The organism is Streptomyces sp. NPDC043812, assembly GCF_056436245.1.
This window is the reverse complement of the sequence record NZ_JBWKCY010000027.1, coordinates 1-17,606: the sequence shown is the minus strand read 5'-3', so window position 1 is coordinate 17,606 and position 17,606 is coordinate 1. Positions and strand designations below refer to the sequence as shown.

Genomic DNA, 17,606 nt, shown 5'->3' with positions numbered 1-17,606 from the left:
GAACGGCGATCAGGCCCCTGACCCGCACCTACGGTGCGGGTCAGGGGCCTTCGTCTGCTGTGTGCCCTCCTTGGGCCCTTCTGTCGCGTCGAGCAGGACCGAGGCGACTATCCGTCAACTTCCCTCGGCGCCGAGGCTCCGGGCTCTGCAGCGCCGTGAGGCGGGAGGTCGACCCTCTCGCGCAGGTATGCCAGTCCGGCTGTGCCGTCGGTGCCAGGGTCGTCACCGATCATCCGCTCCACCAGGTGCAAGTGCCGGGTCTTCCACCGGACCACAGCTGCCCGTAGCCCGGCAGCTTCGCGATCGTCCAGCGCAGCGATTGTCCGGAAAAGCTTGGCGAACTGCATGGACTGCCCACCGCTCGCGTCACCGAGCAGCGGCCGGAACGCGGCGAAACTGGCCACCGGAAGATGCTCGAGCAATGCGAGGAGCCGCTCCAGCAGTTCGACGGTCTCCTCAGCCCGCCGAAACCTCCGCTGATGGGCCGGACCGTCTGGGCACAGGTCAATCAGCGCCTGCCGCACGAGAAGCTCCGCCGACTGATGCACCACCATGAAGAAGTGCTCGTCGCCCCACTGCTCCTGGCGGACTGCAGGCGTCTTCGGATGCAGCAGCTCCGGCAGTCGGAGGTACTGGGCGTTAGGGCTGTCCACGTCGGCTCCCCAACCCTCGTCCACCGGCCAGGTTCGGCCTGGCGCCCGGCCTCGTCGATCGAAGCGTCCTCGGCGTCGACCTCCGGTAGCGGCACCCGGGTCGCCGTGGGCTCGTCGCGATGCGCGGCGGCAGGCCCCGCGTCGTCCGGGCCCCTGGACACCCACGGGCTCCTGAGACGACCGTGATCAACGCACACACAGGGTGACGGGCCAAACGGCCCAGAAAGCACCATTTGCGCCATCAGTGGCATGTCACACACCGTCAACAGAGTGACTTTCGGTCACCGTGCGCCGAAGTGGCGACTCCCGATCTCGTTGCCGCACGGGCCCAGTTCATCTGTCGACAACCGGAACACGGGAACCCCTCGACATCGGACGGTTGTCGGGGTGAGGGCGGCAGGCACGTCGCGGGCGAGCCGGACGGCAGGCGCGTCGTGGACCGCATGAGCCGGACGGCAGCCTTCAGCGCGTCGGTGCCGGCAGGAGCCTCGGGGTGAGCCGTTCCTCGACGGCCGAGTCGCCCTCGCGCGTCACGAGGTATGCGCCCTTGCCCGCCGTCTCCGCGACCGCTTCGACGAGCCGCGTCCCGCGGTAGACGAGGCCCACGCCGTCGTCCGTGCAGTGGGTCTCGGGCAGGGTGCCATCGGCGACCAGCCGGTGGACCAGGGGCCTGCGGCCCGCGTCGCTGTCGTAGTGGACGCCGTTGCCGTACGGCAGGTAGCCGAGAGCGTCGGTCACGGGCCGCAGCTCGGGGCCGAAGGAGTCGGTGGTGCCGCCCCGGAACCAGCAGATCGAGCCCGCGCTCACGCCACTGAGCACGACGCCTTGCCTCCAGGCGCGGCGGAAGACTGCGTCGAGGCCGTGGACACGCCACACGGCGAGCAGATTGGCGACCGAACCGCCCATCACCCAGACCACGTCCTGTTCGAGGACCGCGCCCTCGATGTCCTCCAGGTTCGGCATGGGGAACAGGTGCAGGGGTGTCAGATCGAACCCGGCGACGCGTGCCGCCTCATGCATCCGCAGGGTGAAGGCCTCGGCGTCCCCGATCGCCGTGCCCACGTACATCACCCGGGGCCTGCGTCCGTGCGCGCCGGACAGGTCGACGGCGTGATGCACCAGCGCGTCGAAGGTCACGCGGGTGCGGTGTCCGACGCGGTGGCCGCCGGACGTGGCGACGATCGTGGGCTCCGGGGCAGTCATGCCTCGCGACCCTATCCGCACGCCGCACGCCGCACGGGAAGAGGGCCCCGCATCGGCGGAGCCCTCTCCCGTGCGAACAGACCCGGTCAGCCGCAGCAGCCGCCGCACTGGCACGGGGCCCCCGACTGGCAGCCGCAGCCGCAGCCGGAGCCGCAGCCGCAGGCGCCGAGGACGGGCAGGAAGACCAGCTCGGCGGAGGTCGTCTCCCGCTCGGGGTCGGTGACGGGGGATTCGGCCATGGGTGCCTCCTCATGGGCGTACGCGGCATGGGGCGCGTACGCATCACGGGCGGCCCGGAAATGCCGCCTCCGCCCATTGCATGCCCAGCGGACCGGGCGCATCAACGGCGCACACGCGCAAGCGCCCCCGTGTGCGCCGTCGGTGCCGCTACGCGCCCTCGACCGACGTCGGCTGCTGCAGCTCGTCCGCGTGCTCGCCCGTCACCAGGTAGACGACCCGCTTGGCCACCGACACCGCGTGGTCCGCGAAGCGCTCGTAGTAGCGGCCGAGCAGCGTGACGTCGACGGCCGTCTCGATGCCGTGCTTCCAGCGGTCGTCCATCAGGTGCTGGAACAGCGTGCGGTGCAGCAGGTCCATCTCGTCGTCGTCCTGCTCCAGCTGGAGCGCCAGGTCGACGTCCTTGGTGATGATGACCTCGGCCGCCTTCGCCATCAGACGCTGCGCGAGCTGGCCCATCTGCAGGATCGTCGCGTGCAGGTCGTTGGGCACCGCCCGGTCCGGGAAACGCAGCCGGGCGAGCTTCGCCACGTGCTGCGCCAGGTCACCCGAACGTTCCAGGTCGGCGCTCATCCGCAGCGAGGTCACCACGATCCGCAGATCCGTGGCGACCGGCTGCTGCCGGGCCAGCAGGGCGATCGCCCGGGCCTCCAGGTCGTGCTGGAGGTCGTCGACCTTCTGGTCGGCGGCGATCACATTCTCGGCGAGCTTCAGATCGGCATCGAGCATGGCCGTGGTGGCGCGCCCGATCGCCGACCCGACCAGCCGGGCCATCTCGACCAGGCCCTCGCCGATCGAGTCCAGTTCCTCGTGGTACGCGTCCCGCATGGGTGTCCCTCTCTTGATGCGACGGGGTCCGGGTGGGGCTCCGAGACCCACACGCTCCCACGTTCCGTCTTTTAGTGGTCGGGACGCTCCCCCGCAAATGAACCACCACTTTCCCCTTGGTGAACTCTGAGCGACGAGTGTTCGAGCTGCCACCCGTTTGGCTGGGAGAGTGCCCGCGGCCACGCATAACCTGGGGGCATGGACGTGAACGCGGCGGTCGCCGCAGCAGCAGCGATCGCCGGTCTGTGCACCGGCGTCATCGCGGTGCTGGCGTTCCGCTGGAGCGAGCGGGAACAGAAACGCCCCACCCGCACCTCGCTCCACACCGATGCCGTGCTCCCGCCCGGCGTCGATACGGTCCTGTCCGTGCTCCGCTCCTCCGCGGTCGTCCTCGACGAGTCCGACTCCGTCGTCAAGGCCAGCTCCGCGGCGTACGCACTCGGTCTGGTCCGCGGCGGAAAGCTCGCCGTCGAACCGATGCTGCACATGGCCCGCGACACCCGGCGCGACGGAGAGATACGACAGGTCGAGCTGGACCTGCCACGCCGTGGCACCGGCCGCGGCGAAGCCCTCGCCGTCTCCGCCCGCGTCGCCCCCCTCGGTTCCCGTCTCGTCCTGCTCCTGGTCGAGGACCTCACCGAGGCCCGCCGCATAGAGGCGGTCCGGCGCGACTTCGTCGCCAACGTCAGCCATGAGCTCAAGACCCCGGTCGGCGCCCTCTCCCTGCTCTCCGAGGCGGTCATGGACGCCTCGGACGACCCCGAAGCGGTCACCCGCTTCGCCGGCCGTATGCAGATCGAGGCGACCCGGCTCACCAACCTCGTGCAGGAGCTCATCGACCTCTCCCGGGTCCAGAACGACGACCCCCTGGAGGACTCCGAGCCCGTGCGCGTGGACGAACTGGTCGCCGAGGCCATCGACCGCTCCCGGCACACCGCTTCGAACAAGCAGATCACCATGGCCGTCGGGGGCAACTCCCAGACCGCAGGCTCCGGGGGCGGCAACGCCGACCTGCGCATCTGGGGAAACCGCGGCCAGCTCGCAGCCGCACTCGGCAATCTCGTGGAGAACGCCGTCAACTACTCACCCGCTCGTACCCGCGTCGGCATCTCGGCCCGCCGGGTCAACGCCCCCGGGGGCGACCTCATCGAGATCGCCGTCACCGACCAGGGCATCGGTATCTCCGAGAAGGACCGGGAGCGGATCTTCGAGCGGTTCTACCGCGTCGACCCCGCCCGCTCCCGTGCCACCGGGGGCACCGGCCTGGGACTGGCCATCGTCAAGCACGTGGCCGCCTCGCACGGCGGGGAGGTCACCGTGTGGAGCTCCGAGGGTCAGGGCTCCACGTTCACCCTGCGACTGCCCGAAGCGGGAGTCGCCAGGGACCGCTCCACCACCGGCCCGGATCGCGTCGACGAGGACGACGACCGGCCTTACGACACCGATCCGAACAGTGAAATCCCTGCCCCGGAGGTCCTTCCGTGACCCGAGTGCTTGTCGTCGAGGATGAGGAATCCTTCAGCGACGCCCTGTCCTACATGCTCCGTAAGGAGGGATTCGAGGTCGCCGTGGCGACCACGGGTCCCGAGGGGCTCGACGAGTTCGAGCGCAACGGCGCCGACCTCGTCCTCCTCGACCTGATGCTGCCCGGCCTGCCCGGTACCGAGGTCTGCCGCCAGCTGCGCGGCCGCTCGAACGTCCCGGTCATCATGGTGACCGCCAAGGACAGCGAGATCGACAAGGTCGTCGGGCTGGAAATAGGAGCCGACGACTACGTCACCAAGCCCTTCTCCTCGCGGGAGCTGGTCGCCCGCATCCGCGCGGTGCTGCGCCGCCGCGGTGAGCCGGAGGAGGTCACCCCCGCGGCCCTCGAGGCCGGACCGGTCCGGATGGACGTGGACCGCCATGTCGTCACGGTCTCGGGCGGCAAGGTCGACCTCCCGCTGAAGGAGTTCGACCTGCTGGAGATGCTGCTGCGCAACGCCGGCCGGGTGCTGACCCGCATGCAGTTGATCGACCGGGTCTGGGGCGCCGACTACGTGGGCGACACCAAGACCCTGGACGTTCACGTCAAGCGTCTGCGCGCCAAGATCGAGCCCGACCCGGGTGCCCCGCGGTACCTGGTGACGGTCCGCGGCCTGGGCTACAAGTTCGAGCCGTAGACCCTGCATGCGCCGCGCGCGGCATGACGGAAGGGGCGCCCGCCGATGAGGGGGGCGCCCCTTCCGGTGCGTCGGGGCGGGTCAGTGACCCGAGCTGTGCGAGGCGGACGCGGAGTCCGACGGTGTCGTCCCGGCCTCGCCACCCGCGGCCTCCTGGGTGGCGGCACCGCTGGGGCTGCCCGAAGGCGTGCCCGCAGGCGACTGGGTCGCGGCACCCGACGGCGTGCCGGACGGCGTCTGCGCCGGCTTCTCGGCGGGCGGCTTCGGCAGCTCGCTGGGGCCGAAGCCCTTGAAGTAGCTGGTCGCCGGGACGACGAAGGCGGCCATCTTCACGTCGCCGGTCTCGCTGAAGCGGAAGACGACCTCCTGCGCGCTGCCGTCCTTCACCGCCTCGCGGCCGTCGGCGATCACCGCGGAGGCATTGCCCTTGCCGCCGAGGACGACCGAGCCGCCCGCGGGGACGGTGATCTTGCCCGAGCCCTTGGCGGGCTTGAGCGCGACCTGCGAGTCGGAGCCGGGCAGCGTGATCGACTCGAGGGTCTGCGCAGTGGTGCCGTCGTTGAAGATCGTCAGGGCGACGACCGCGGGGCCCTCGGCGTCGATCTCGGGCTGCGTGATGACGGTCGCGTTCTGAAGCTTCAGGTTGTCGACCGCGGTCGCGGCGTTGTCCGGCTTCACCCCGAGGGTCTGCGCGTCGTTGCCCGCACCGCAGGCGGAGAGCGAGGCGATCGAGAAAACGATGGCAGCGCCGGCAAGGGCACCGCGTCGAAGGCTGCTGCTCACGGCGGCGGCATCTCCTTGGACGTACGGACGGCTGATGGGCGGCTGTCACCGGCCTGATGGCGTCAGCTCGCGCTCAGGTTACCGAGCCGCAGGTCGTGCCCCGCACCCGACCCGCCCTTTGCCGGGACCGCTCGTCGGCACGCCGTCGCTCCGAGGGCGTCGCGGTGTTCCGGAAGGGAGCCGATCATGGCGATACGCACGCCGTTCGCAAAACTCCGGTGATCAATTTCCGGCGCCGCCACGCTTTCCTTACGAAATAGCGCCGGTGATCGAATTCGGGATTCGGCGGCTCATCCGTCCGTACGGGTGAGCGATCTGCGAACGGACTACGGGAACCGGCCGGTCGACAACCCGGCAAATCGGGACGTTCGACCCCTTGGGAGGGGGTTGTGCGGTGTGTAACGTGCGCGTTTCTGCCCGCCCGCGCAGCCCTCCCGACCTGCGAATACCCCCTTCCGCTAGTCGCCCGCAGCACGTTGGTATCGCTGTTGTCAAGCCCCGAGATATGCCCTGACCTGCGAAAACGCCATTCAGAAGAAGCCGTATCCGTGTTACTCTGGATAGCCACGGAAGGGGTACCTGTCACATGACGTTCAAGGTTGGCGACACCGTGGTCTATCCCCATCACGGGGCCGCGCTGATCGAGGCCATCGAAACTCGTCAGATCAAAGGCGTGGACAAGACCTACTTGGTGCTCAAGGTCGCTCAGGGCGACCTGACGGTTCGTGTGCCGGCGGACAATGCGGAGTTCGTCGGTGTGCGCGATGTGGTCGGTCAGGACGGACTGGACCGGGTCTTCGAGGTGCTGCGTGCACCGTATGCGGAGGAGCCGACGAACTGGTCCCGTCGCTACAAGGCAAATCTCGAGAAGCTCGCCTCCGGCGATGTCATCAAGGTCGCCGAAGTGGTACGTGACCTGTGGCGCCGCGAGCGTGAGCGCGGGCTTTCCGCCGGTGAGAAGCGGATGCTCGCCAAGGCGCGCCAGATTCTGGTGAGCGAGCTCGCCCTCGCGGAGAACACCAACGAAGACAAGGCCGAGGCTCTGCTCGACGAGGTCCTCGCGTCCTGACGCACGATTAATGCCGCGGTGCCCGCTGACACGCTGGAGAAATCCAGTATGTCGCCGGGCGCTGCGGCATGTCCGTCCACTGCCCGTACATCCGTCGGCCGTCGCAGGTGCACGGCACCGTGCGATGTTGTGGTGTGCCGGGCCCGGGCGGCTGGCGCAGACCAGGGGTCACGGAAGGGTCCGGTCAAGCGTCGCGCCCGGCACTCCCCCGACCCAGGGCCGGGGGTACCCCCAGGCCATACCCATGTCGGCCGCGGAAACAAACCTGCCGGAGTGCAACCGATGTCAGACCAACCGCGCCCCCCTCGCACCGCAGCCGTGATCCCGGCCGCCGGCCGGGGCGTACGCCTCGGACCGGGCGCCCCCAAGGCTCTGCGTGTGCTGAACGGCACGCCCATGCTCGTCCACGCGGTCCGCGCCATGGCCGCATCCCGTGCTGTCTCGCTCGTCGTCGTCGTGGCTCCGCCCGACGGCGCCCCCGACGTCAAGCGCCTCCTCGACGCCCATGCGCTCCCCGAGCGGACCGACTACCTCGTCGTCCCCGGCGGCGAGACCCGCCAGGAGTCCGTGCGCCTGGGCCTCGACGCGCTGCCCGAGGGCGTCGACATCGTCCTCGTCCACGACGCCGCGCGCCCGCTGGTGCCCGTCGACACCGTGGACGCCGTCATCGAGGCCGTGCGTGACGGCGCCCCCGCGGTCGTCCCCGCGCTGCCGCTCGCCGACACCGTCAAGGAGATCGAGCCCGCCCCGCAGGGCGAGCCCGAACCGGTCGTCGCCACCCCCGAGCGGGCCCGGCTGCGCGCTGTGCAGACCCCGCAGGGCTTCGCGCACGCCACCTTGGTCCGCGCGCACGAGACCGTCACCGACAACGTCACCGACGACGCGAGCATGGTCGAGCAGCTCGGGGTCAAGGTCGTCGTCGTACCCGGCCACGAGGAAGCGTTCAAGGTGACCCGGCCGCTGGATCTCGTACTGGCCGAGGCCGTACTCGCCCGCAGGAGGGCCAACGATGGCTTCTGAGCCGCAGCGCAGCACCCCGCCGATCCCGCTCGTCGGCATCGGCACCGATGTGCACGCCTTCGAGAAGGGCCGCGAACTGTGGTGTGCGGGGCTCCTCTGGGATGACGCCGACGGTTACGGCCTGGCCGGCCACTCCGACGGTGACGTCGCCGCCCACGCCGCCTGCGACGCCCTGTTCTCCGCCGCCGGCATCGGCGACCTCGGTGCGCACTTCGGCACCTCGCGGCCCGAGTGGTCCGGCGCGTCCGGCGTCAGCCTGCTCGCCGAGGCCGCGCGGATCGTGCGTGCCGAGGGGTTCGAGATCGGGAATGTCTCCGTTCAGGTGATCGGCGTTCGGCCGAAGATCGGCAAGCGGCGCGAGGAGGCGCAGAAGGCGCTCTCCGCGGCGGCCGGAGCACCCGTGTCCGTGTCGGGCACGACCACCGACGGACTCGGCCTGACCGGCCGGGCCGAGGGGCTCGCCGCCATCGCCACCGCGCTCGTGGTCCGGACCGCCTGACTCCGCTTCGGCGGTGCCTGTCTGCCGCGTCACATTGTTGTCCCGCGTCCTCCACAAGGGGCGCGGGGCACTGCCGGTGGGCCACTACCCTTGTTGCGTGACCATTCGCCTGTACGACACCAGCGCCCGGCAGATCCGTGACTTCGCCCCCCTCGTGCCGGGTTGTGTCTCGATCTACCTGTGCGGTGCGACCGTGCAGGCCGCTCCGCACATCGGGCACATCAGGTCGGGCCTCAATTTCGACATCATGCGCCGCTGGTTCGAGTACCGCGGCTACGACGTGACGTTCGTACGGAACGTCACGGACATCGACGACAAGATCATCAACAAGTCGGCCGAGCAGGGCCGCCCCTGGTGGTCGATCGGCTACGAGAACGAGCGCGCGTTCAACGACGGTTACGAGGCGCTCGGCTGCCTTCCGCCCACCTACGAACCGCGCGCCACCGGCCATGTCACCGAGATGGTCGAGATGATGCAGGGCCTCATCGAGCGCGGGCACGCCTACGAGGCCGACGGCAGCGTCTACTTCGACGTGCGGTCCTTCCCCGACTATCTGTCCCTGTCCAACCAGGACATCGACGATCTGCGTCAGCCCGCCGAGGAAGGCATCACGGGCAAGCGCGACTCCCGCGACTTCGCCATGTGGAAGGCCACCAAGCCCGGCGAGCCCGACTGGGGGACCCCCTGGGGACGCGGCCGTCCCGGCTGGCACCTGGAGTGCTCGGCGATGGCCCACAAGTACCTGGGCTCCGCCTTCGACATCCACGGCGGCGGTCTCGACCTGATCTTCCCCCACCACGAGAACGAGATCGCCCAGGCCAAGGCCTTCGGCGACGACTTCGCCTCGTACTGGGTGCACAACGCCTGGGTCACCATGAGCGGCGAGAAGATGTCCAAGTCGCTCGGCAACTCGGTGCTCGTGAGCGAGATGGTCAAGAACTGGCGCCCGATCGTGCTGCGCTACTACCTCGGCACCCCGCACTACCGCTCGATGATCGAGTACAGCGAGGAGGCGCTGCGCGAGGCGGAATCCGCGTTCGCGCGCATCGAGGGCTTCATCCAGCGCGTGGTCGAGAAGGCGGGGGGCGTGGTCGCGCCCGCCGAGGAGGTGCCGCCGGCGTTCGCGGAGGCCATGGACGACGACTTCGGGGTCCCTCAGGCCCTCGCGATCGTCCACACCACCGTCCGCCAGGGCAATTCCGCACTCGCCGCCGACGACAAGGAAGCCGCTGTCGCCCGCCTCGCCGAGGTCCGCGCCATGCTCGGCGTCCTCGGCCTCGATCCGCTCGACGACCACTGGGCCGGCGAGGACGGCGGCCGCGGCGACGACCTGCACGGAGTCGTCGACACGCTCGTGCGTCTGGTGCTGCAGCAGCGCGAGGCCGCCCGCAGCCGCAAGGACTGGGCGACCGCCGACGCAATCCGCGATCAGCTCAGTCAGTCCGGACTCGTCGTCGAGGACGGCCATGACGGCCCGCGGTGGACGCTCGCACCGCGCTGACCCGCAACAATGTGCCGCCCGGCCTCCCGGGCGGCACACTTCAAGTGAGGCCCGCTCCCGGCACTCCGGATCGGCAGGGAGCCCGGGGGCCGGCCCCCGGGCCGGCAGCACCTCACCCACGTACGCATTCACGATCCACGAAGAATCAGGGAAACAGGTAGTCATGGCCGGGAACAGCCAGCGCAGGAACCGCCGCACGTCCAACAAGAAGGGCGCGACGGTCGGCAGCGGTGGCAAGCGGCGCCGCGGCCTCGAGGGCAAGGGCCCCACACCCCCCGCATCGGCTCGCAAGGGCCACAAGAAGAACCGCGTCGCCAACGCCCAGGCCAAGCAGGCCGCACGGCGTCCCGTCGCCCGCCGCGGCGGCAAGGGCAGCTCGGAGATGGTCGTCGGCCGCAACCCGGTCTTCGAGGCGCTGCGTGACGGCGTGCCCGCCTCCACCCTCTACGTCCAGCAGTTCATCGACAATGACGAGCGCGTCCGCGAGGCCCTCCAGCTCGCGACCGGCCGCGGCAACATCAACATCATGGAGGCGCCGCGCCCCGAGCTCGACCGGATGACGAACGGGCTCAACCACCAGGGTCTGGTGCTGCAGGTCCCGCCGTACGAGTACGCGCACCCCGAGGACCTCGCGGCCGCCGCCTTCGACGACGGCGAGGACCCGTTGATCGTCGCGCTCGACGGGGTCACCGACCCGCGCAACCTCGGTGCCGTCGTGCGGTCCGTGTCCGCGTTCGGCGGCCACGGCGTGGTCGTGCCCGAGCGGCGCGCCGCCGGCATGACCGCAGGCGCCTGGAAGACGTCGGCGGGCACCGCCGCGCGCACCCCGGTCGCCCGCGCCACCAACCTGACCCGCGCCCTGGAGGCGTACCAGAAGGCCGGACTCACGGTCGTCGGCCTCGCCGCCGACGGGGACACCGAGGTCGGCGACCTGGAAGCCCTCGGCGGCCCGGTCGTCATCGTGGTCGGCAGTGAGGGCAAGGGCCTGTCCCGCCTGGTCGGCGAGACGTGCGACGCCCTCGTCCGCATCCCGATGCCGGGCGGCGCGGAGTCCCTGAACGCGGGAGTCGCGGCCGGTGTCGTCCTCTACGAGGCGGCCAAGCACCGCGCCTGATTCCTCCGGCGTCGCGCACGCGGACAGACCCGGTAACGGACGGTCGAAAAGGTTCAATAGGCGCTCTTGACGGGTCTCGGACAGATCGGGCCCGTCAGGGCCGTGCCCTAAACACACGTCACTCGGTTAGATGAGTGTGGACACCAGAACGCCCCGGTCCGGGTTCGACGATCAGCCTGCGCTGAGCATGGTCAAGGTGAACTGCGATCCTGCGCAGGTCATCGTCAGCCACGCCAGCTTCCGGGTGCAGCTCGCCCGGAGCCCGCGCCCCGCACGTGCCCTCACGGACACCGCACTGCTCGCCTCCGTCGGCGTCGCGGGCACGTCCGCACGCCGCAGGGCACCCGTCGTGTGGAGCGGCAGGTCCGCCCCCGGGGACTCGGGGGCGACAGGACTCCTCCAGGCGGTGCGCAACACCACCCTGGAGCACGATCCGTACAACGCCGGCGCCACCCAGGTCATCCCGCGCATCGACCTCGGCACCGACACCGTGCAGCACCCCGCGGTCACCGGCACCGGTATGCCCGGGCAACGTGACAGGCCCCTGCTGCCGCCCATGCGCCAGGCCGTCGGTGCTTACGACGCCCCCGCCACGCCCTACGCCCCGGATCCGTACGACGACTACGGACCGGAGCCGTACGAGGAGGAGATCGACCGCACCACCACCGCCGACGCGCCCGCCGACCAGCGGCCGGCCGGCGACCCCACACGGCACGCCTACTACCCCGGGCGCCGGCTGAACCTCGGCGTGGTGCTTCTGCCGCTGCGCGTCTTCCTCGGCCTCATCTGCATCTATGCCGGCATGGGCAAACTCTGCGACCCCGTCTACTTCGAGGGCGGCGACCGTGGCTCCATGGTCAGGTGGCTGAGCTCGCTCCACCCCTGGGCCCTCGCGGAACCACTGCGCGACTTCGCCCTCGCCCATCCCGTCGGCGCCGGACTCACCGTCGCCTTCCTCCAGGTCGTCGTCGGCGTCCTCACCGTCCTCGGACTGTGGCAGCGCGTGGCCGCCGTCGTCGGTGCCCTCCTGTCCGCCGCGCTGATCCTCACCGTCAGCTGGAAGAACGTCCCCGTCTACGACGCGCCGGACTTCATCTTCCTCGCCGCCTGGTCCCCGCTGGTCATCGCCGGCGCACCCGTCTACTCCGTCGACGGCCGCCTCGCGGGCGAAGCCTGGCGCACCCTCGGACCGCGCTCCGAGATCTGGGACCTGCGCCGCCGCGTCCTGCGTCGCGGCGGCCTCGTCGCCGCCGTCGTCGTCGGTCTCACCATGCTCATCGGCTCGATGCTGGGCGGCGCCGTCCGCTCGACCCAGATGGTCACCGTCCCCGGCCCCGGCCAGGACCCGGTCAACCACCTGCCCGGGTCCCCGCTCCCGCAGGAGCCGGGTGCCGAGCGCAGCTCCTCCGGAGTGCGCAAGGACAAGCCGTCCCCGTCCGCCACCCGCTCCAAGACCCCCTCGGCGAAGACCTCGACACCCGCCGAGGGCACGGTCCGCGAGAGCGGAAGCGCCGGCAGTGCGCCCAGCCAGACCCAGGGCACCGGCCAGCGGCCGCCGACGGGCTCACAGCCCGCCCCGCCGCCGTCCACCAGCTCCGGCCCCACGGCAAGCGGCGGGACCGGCTCAGGGGGCACCACCGGCGGCTCGAGCGGCGGCTCGTCGGGATCCGGCGGCAGCAGCGGCGGCTCGTCCGAAGGCGGCAGGGTGATCGGCGGCCTGCTGGGCTGAGGAACACCGACCCACACGCGCGGAGGGCGGCCACCGGACCGGTGGCCGCCCTCCGCGCGTACGCCCGCCTCAACGCGTCTGCGACGCAAGCTCCTTGGCGGCCTCGGTCAGGTCCTTCGCCGTGTCGATCGCCCGCCAGTACGCCCCCTGCGGCAGCGGATAGCCCGCCAGCCGCCGCTCACGCGCCAGCCGCGGGAACGTCGTGCGCTCGTGGTCGCCCACATCGGGCAGCAGTCCGGTGAACTCCGCGGAGAACACATACACGCCGGCGTTGATGAGATACGGGGACGGCGGGGACTCGATGAAGTCCGTGATGTGCCCGAACGCGTCCGTCTCCACCGCGCCCCACGGAATCCGTGGACGGGCCAGCGCCAGGGTCGCCGAGGCATCCCGTTCCGTGTGGAAGGCGGCCATCTCGCGCAGCGAGAAACGGGTCCAGATGTCGCCGTTCGTCGCGTACCACGGCTGATCCCGGTGCGGCAGGCTCGCCGCCGCGTACTTCAGACCTCCGCCGCGGCCCAGCGGTTCCGACTCCACGACCGTCGTCACCCGCAGCGGCAACTCGGCGCTCTCCAGCCAATCCTGGAGCACCTCGGCGAGATGTCCGCAGGAGACGACGGCGTCCGTCACGCCCTCGGCCGCCAGCCAGGCCAGCTGATGCCCGATGATCGGCGTCCCCGTGCCGGGGATCTCGACCATCGGCTTCGGGCGGTCGTCGGTGTACGGGCGCAGCCGCGAGCCCTGGCCGCCTGCCAGGACCACGGCCTGCGTCGGATACGTAGGCGTTTGCATGCCGTGAACGATATGCGCCCCCGCGGACACGACACGGACCGGACCCGCCTGGGCGGGTCCGGTCCGTGAACCGGCGTGGCCGGGTGCCTCGCGCCTCGGCGCCCCCTACGTCAGTGCCCCAGGGCCTGCTGCGAGACGCCTGTGGCGAACGAGGTGTCGCAGACGGGCCGGGAGAAGCGCTGCGCCTGCGTCGGGCCGTAGCGGTCGACGGCGGCCCGGCCGAGCGACTGGGCGATCGACATGCAGTGGTGGGCGAGCGAGGGACGCGCCTCGACCGCGCGCTGGAGATGCGTGAGCGCGACGCCAGGGTCCTTCGTCTGGAGCTCGGTGAGCAGCTGTTCGCGCAGAACATCCTGCGGGGCGCGGGACGCGGCGCGTGTGGACACCTTCTCGGACGAGGCGGTGAGCATCTGCGACTCGGTGGCCTGGCCCGCCCACGGGACGCTGGAGATCGCGAGCGTTCCGGAGAGCACCAGGACGACGGGCAGAACAAGGGCGAGAGTGCGGCCGATTCGGCGGGCTGTGTGGGTCACGCGAGCGAGCGTAGCGGCCAGTGATGATTTGGCGACATTTAGTCACTCAAGCGGGGGATGGTTCGAGACCACTTTTCGAATCGCGTGTTGACGACCGGGGTTGAATTGCCCTTGTGCGGACCGTTTTCTGCGGACTGCACGAAAAGCCGGGCCCCGCACGTCGAGTGCGGGGCCCGGCCCTGGTGCCTGTTGCTGCGGGGTCAGTCGCTGAGGCGCTCGCCCGTCGACGTCGAGAAGACGTGCAGCTCGCCCGGGCGCGGCACGACGTGCAGCTCGCTGCCCTTGTCCGGCACGCTGCGGCCGCCGACCCGGACGACGAGGTCCTTGTGCTCGCCGCCGACCTGGGCGGAGCCGTAGACGTAGCCGTCGGCGCCGAGCTCCTCGACGACGTTCACGGCGACGGCGAGGCCGGCCGGGGCGTCATCGCTGTCCTTGGACAGGGACTTGGCTGCCGCGCCGCCGTGCTCGAGCACGTCGAAGTGCTCGGGGCGGACGCCGACCGTCACGGTGGTGTCGCCCTTGTCGGCGGCGGCGGACAGGGCCTCGCGGGAGACCGGGACGACGCTGTTGCCGAACTTCACACCACCGTCGGTGATCGGGACCTCGACCAGGTTCATGGCCGGGGAGCCGATGAAGCCGGCGACGAAGAGGTTGGCCGGGCGGTCGTACATGTTGCGCGGCGAGTCGACCTGCTGGAGCAGACCGTCCTTGAGCACGGCGACCCGGTCGCCCATGGTCATGGCCTCGACCTGGTCGTGCGTGACGTACACGGTGGTGATGCCGAGGCGGCGCTGGAGGCTCGCGATCTGCGTACGCGTGGAGACGCGGAGCTTGGCGTCGAGGTTCGACAGCGGCTCGTCCATGAGGAAGACCTGCGGCTCACGCACGATGGCACGGCCCATGGCGACGCGCTGGCGCTGACCGCCGGAGAGCGCCTTGGGCTTGCGGTCCAGGTAGTCGGTGAGGTCGAGGATCTTCGCGGCCTCTTCGACCTTCTTGCGGATCTCGCTCTTGTTGACGCCCGCGATCTTGAGGGCGAAGCCCATGTTGTCGGCGACGCTCATGTGCGGGTAGAGCGCGTAGTTCTGGAACACCATGGCGATGTCCCGGTCCTTGGGCGGCAGGTGCGTGACGTCGCGGTCACCGATCCGGATGGACCCGCCGTTGACGTCCTCGAGACCCGCGAGCATGCGCAGGGAGGTGGACTTGCCGCAGCCGGACGGGCCGACGAGTACGAGGAATTCGCCGTCCTCCGTCTCGATCTCGAGCTGATCGACGGCGGGCTTCTCGGAACCCGGGTAGATCCGGGTTGCCTTGTCGAACGTGACAGTAGCCATGGTGCATGGCTCCCTTCACCGGCAGGAACGTGCCGGACGATCCGTTGTAAGGGGAGTGGTCCAGTCCACCGCAGTGGACCTGCCGTGACGCTACCTGGCGATGCGGGATCTGTCAGCAGCCGTGGGCCGGTGAAATTCTCGACCGGGGCGGCGCGGAGGTTGGTTACACTGCTACGGCTGCCTCCTTAGCTCAGCTGGCCAGAGCACCGCTCTTGTAAAGCGGGGGTCGTCGGTTCGAACCCGACAGGAGGCTCCAGCGAAAAGACCCCCAGCTGATCAAGGCTGGGGGTCTTTGACATCCACGGCTGACATCAACAGCTGCGGTCACTCACGGCCGGGCCGCCTCTTGAGCAGCCGGTCCATGTGGCTGATCGCCTCTCGCTGTGTGTCCTGCACCACGTGCGTATAGACGTCCATGGTGAGGCTGATCTGACTGTGGCCGAGGATCTCCATCACGACGCGGGGAGCGACCCCGGCGGCCGTGAGCAAGGTTGCGCAGCCGTGGCGCGCGTCGTGCAGCCGGACGAGCCGGAGACCGGCCGCCTCGCTGACGCGGACGAACGACCGGTGCACATTCCGCGGCTCGACCGGCCGTCCGGTACGGGTGGTGAAGACGTAGCCCCTGGCGTTCCAGTCAATCCCGGCATCCGCGTATGCCGTCCTCTGTCGCATCCGGTGCCAGCGCAGGGGAGCGATGCACATGGCCGGCAGGGGCACGGCACGGGAGCGACGCCCCTTGGTCTCGTCGTTGTAGAGCACCCCGCGTCGGCGCTGTACCTGCTGGCGGACCAGGAGGACGCGGTTCTCCAGGTCGATGTCCTGCCAGCGCAGACCGACGATCTCACCGCGCCGCAGACCCATGGCGATGGCGAGCACGAAGGCCGCGTACAGCGGGTCGCGGCGGGCCGCTGCGAGGAAGTCCAGGGTCTCGTCGAGAGACCACGGACTCAGCTCGCGCGGGGCGGCCCGCGGAGGCTCCACGAGCTTGGCCACGTTCCGGGTGATCAGTTCCTCGCGGCAGGCGGCAGAGAGGGCCGTACGCAGCACGCGATGCGATTCCTTGGCCGTCGCCGCAGTCGTCTTCTTCTCCAGCTGGAGGAGGAAGCGGCGGACGTCGGGAGCACTGAGGGACTCCAGGCGCTTTGTGCCGAGCATCGGGGCGAGGTAGAGGCGCACGTGTGCTTCGTACTTGTCGTACGTGCTGAGCTTGCGCCGAGGCTTGATCACGCTGTCCAGCCAGTACGCCAGCCAGTCGGAGAGTTTGGCCGACCGGGTGGGAACCGGGGTGCCGCTCGCCACCTTGTCGAGGAGGTCACGGCGCTTGGCGTCGCACTCGGCCCAGGTCTTGCCGTAGGCGAACTTGCGGGCGCGGGTGCCGTCCGGCTGGAGGACGTAGACGGCTGCCTGGAAGCGGCCGTCCTTGCGCTTGGTGATGGTGCCCGCGCCGTTGGGGTTGCGCTTGCGCTGGGAGGCCATCACGCAGCCTCCTCGATCTCGCGCGTGACGAAGTCCCTTACGGCGTCTGCGGGTACGCGGCGGGACCGGCCGATGGTGATGGAGGTCAGGCGGCGCGAGCGGATGAGGTCGTAGACCGTGGAGCGTCGATGACCTTCTCTGCAACGAGCTTGGCCAGCACTGTGCGCAGCTGGGTCCGGCCGATCTCCAGCTCCTTCTCGAGCGTGCGCTCAGAGGGCAGCTTCTCGCCGGGCTTGAGCCGCCCCGAGGCCACCCACTCGCGAATCGTGCGGTAGACCCGCTCCGACTTCGGTCCCATCCCTTGAGCCCACTCCCTGATGTCATCAGCTGGCGCGGACCAGCGTAGCTGCCGGGGCTGACCGCCAACAGATGACGATCACTGGACCCAAGGCTGTGTCGGGGGTGAGTAGAAACCTTCTCTACGGGTTCAAGCGCGGCGCGCGCCGCGGCCCCCGGCCGCGGGCTTGCCTCTGTCTTCGCCCGGTTGCCCCCGGCCGGGCGGCGGCGCACCGAGCGCGGACACCAACCGTCAGAGAAAGGCCGGCATGGCGCTGGGGCCGGTCGGCTCCACGGCTTTAGAGGTCATCTCATTTGGCTGACTCGGTAGGCTATGGGCCGTGGTGGGGATCGTTGAGCGGCTGGTGCCGGATGAGTTGTGGGAGTTGTTCCA

18 protein-coding genes, 1 tRNA gene and 1 pseudogene are annotated in these 17,606 nt (G+C 70.1%); 9 read left to right on the top strand and 11 right to left on the bottom strand.

Translation table 11 applies throughout. The annotated features are described in order from the left end of the window. Positions 1-107 precede the first annotated feature (107 nt). The 4 genes from AC067Z_RS30955 to phoU all read right to left on the bottom strand — a co-directional run bounded on the left by AC067Z_RS30955 (position 108) and on the right by phoU (position 2,921). A complete protein-coding gene (locus AC067Z_RS30955) occupies positions 108-653 on the bottom strand; it encodes a tryptophan 2,3-dioxygenase family protein (protein WP_478792961.1) in 546 nt (181 codons plus the stop codon). Between the two features lie 462 nt (positions 654-1,115). Then, positions 1,116-1,856, bottom strand: coding sequence for a Type 1 glutamine amidotransferase-like domain-containing protein (locus AC067Z_RS30950; protein ID WP_478792960.1), 741 nt, complete (start codon positions 1,854-1,856; stop codon positions 1,116-1,118). An 86-nt stretch (positions 1,857-1,942) separates the two neighbouring features. Next, a complete protein-coding gene (locus AC067Z_RS30945; protein ID WP_478792959.1) occupies positions 1,943-2,095 on the bottom strand; it encodes a hypothetical protein in 153 nt (50 codons plus the stop codon). 148 nt (positions 2,096-2,243) lie between these two features. Further along, a complete protein-coding gene (gene phoU, locus AC067Z_RS30940) occupies positions 2,244-2,921 on the bottom strand; it encodes a phosphate signaling complex protein PhoU (protein ID WP_478792958.1) in 678 nt (225 codons plus the stop codon). 198 nt (positions 2,922-3,119) lie between these two features. Between phoU and phoR the strand changes: the two genes are divergently transcribed. Further along, entirely contained in the window at positions 3,120-4,406 is a 1,287-nt protein-coding gene (gene phoR / locus AC067Z_RS30935) for a two-component system sensor histidine kinase PhoR (RefSeq protein WP_478792957.1), read from the top strand. Between the two features lie 5 nt (positions 4,407-4,411). Continuing rightward, a complete protein-coding gene (gene phoP, locus AC067Z_RS30930; protein WP_020610279.1) occupies positions 4,412-5,083 on the top strand; it encodes a two-component system response regulator PhoP in 672 nt (223 codons plus the stop codon). Between the two features lie 81 nt (positions 5,084-5,164). Here the strand turns inward: phoP and AC067Z_RS30925 are convergent, their stop codons facing one another. Beyond that, positions 5,165-5,866 carry a copper chaperone PCu(A)C domain-containing protein gene (locus AC067Z_RS30925; RefSeq protein WP_478792956.1) on the bottom strand — a complete coding sequence of 234 codons (702 nt, stop codon included), beginning with the start codon at positions 5,864-5,866 and terminating at the stop codon, positions 5,165-5,167. Between the two features lie 586 nt (positions 5,867-6,452). On the opposite strand from AC067Z_RS30925, the gene AC067Z_RS30920 reads away from it, so the two are divergent. The 6 genes from AC067Z_RS30920 (at position 6,453) to AC067Z_RS30895 (ending at position 12,798) form a co-directional block, all read left to right on the top strand. Continuing rightward, entirely contained in the window at positions 6,453-6,935 is a 483-nt protein-coding gene (locus AC067Z_RS30920; RefSeq protein ID WP_003953493.1) for a CarD family transcriptional regulator, read from the top strand. 282 nt (positions 6,936-7,217) lie between these two features. Then, positions 7,218-7,955: a 2-C-methyl-D-erythritol 4-phosphate cytidylyltransferase gene (gene ispD / locus AC067Z_RS30915; RefSeq protein ID WP_478792955.1), complete on the top strand. Its 738-nt coding sequence runs from the start codon at positions 7,218-7,220 to the stop codon at positions 7,953-7,955. Then, on the top strand, positions 7,945-8,454 hold the full coding sequence (gene ispF / locus AC067Z_RS30910) for a 2-C-methyl-D-erythritol 2,4-cyclodiphosphate synthase (RefSeq protein ID WP_478792954.1): 510 nt from the start codon (positions 7,945-7,947) through the stop codon (positions 8,452-8,454). The genes ispD and ispF overlap by 11 nt, the downstream gene beginning before the upstream one ends. Before the next feature lie 97 nt (positions 8,455-8,551). Beyond that, positions 8,552-9,955, top strand: coding sequence for a cysteine--tRNA ligase (cysS, locus tag AC067Z_RS30905; protein WP_478792953.1), 1,404 nt, complete (start codon positions 8,552-8,554; stop codon positions 9,953-9,955). Positions 9,956-10,118: 163 nt separating this feature from the next. Continuing rightward, positions 10,119-11,069 (top strand): 23S rRNA (guanosine(2251)-2'-O)-methyltransferase RlmB, encoded by a 951-nt coding sequence (rlmB, locus tag AC067Z_RS30900; RefSeq protein ID WP_478792952.1) that lies wholly within the window; start codon positions 10,119-10,121, stop codon positions 11,067-11,069. Between the two features lie 130 nt (positions 11,070-11,199). Next, positions 11,200-12,798, top strand: coding sequence for a DoxX family membrane protein (locus AC067Z_RS30895; RefSeq protein WP_478792951.1), 1,599 nt, complete (start codon positions 11,200-11,202; stop codon positions 12,796-12,798). Between the two features lie 69 nt (positions 12,799-12,867). On the opposite strand, the gene AC067Z_RS30890 is transcribed toward AC067Z_RS30895, so the two are convergent. The 3 genes from AC067Z_RS30890 to AC067Z_RS30880 all read right to left on the bottom strand — a co-directional run bounded on the left by AC067Z_RS30890 (position 12,868) and on the right by AC067Z_RS30880 (position 15,460). Continuing rightward, positions 12,868-13,590: a nucleotidyltransferase family protein gene (locus AC067Z_RS30890; RefSeq protein ID WP_478792950.1), complete on the bottom strand. Its 723-nt coding sequence runs from the start codon at positions 13,588-13,590 to the stop codon at positions 12,868-12,870. Between the two features lie 110 nt (positions 13,591-13,700). Next, positions 13,701-14,123 (bottom strand): hypothetical protein, encoded by a 423-nt coding sequence (locus AC067Z_RS30885; RefSeq protein WP_478792949.1) that lies wholly within the window; start codon positions 14,121-14,123, stop codon positions 13,701-13,703. A 200-nt stretch (positions 14,124-14,323) separates the two neighbouring features. After that, entirely contained in the window at positions 14,324-15,460 is a 1,137-nt protein-coding gene (locus tag AC067Z_RS30880; protein ID WP_478792948.1) for an ABC transporter ATP-binding protein, read from the bottom strand. 179 nt (positions 15,461-15,639) lie between these two features. Here AC067Z_RS30880 and AC067Z_RS30875 point away from each other — a divergent pair. After that, positions 15,640-15,716, top strand: a tRNA-Thr gene (locus tag AC067Z_RS30875). 68 nt (positions 15,717-15,784) lie between these two features. Here the strand turns inward: AC067Z_RS30875 and AC067Z_RS30870 are convergent. From AC067Z_RS30870 to AC067Z_RS30860, 3 genes and pseudogenes are all read right to left on the bottom strand, one after another. Beyond that, a complete protein-coding gene (locus AC067Z_RS30870; RefSeq protein WP_478792947.1) occupies positions 15,785-16,936 on the bottom strand; it encodes a tyrosine-type recombinase/integrase in 1,152 nt (383 codons plus the stop codon). Further along, positions 16,936-17,061: pseudogene (locus tag AC067Z_RS30865) on the bottom strand (excisionase family DNA-binding protein); the annotation flags it as partial. The pseudogene AC067Z_RS30865 and the gene AC067Z_RS30870, both read right to left, overlap by 1 nt. Then, the gene (locus AC067Z_RS30860) at positions 17,022-17,234 is read right to left on the bottom strand and encodes a winged helix-turn-helix domain-containing protein (RefSeq protein ID WP_478792946.1); all 213 of its coding nucleotides are present in this window, start codon (positions 17,232-17,234) and stop codon (positions 17,022-17,024) included. The pseudogene AC067Z_RS30865 and the gene AC067Z_RS30860, both read right to left, overlap by 40 nt. Positions 17,235-17,606 lie beyond the last annotated feature (372 nt).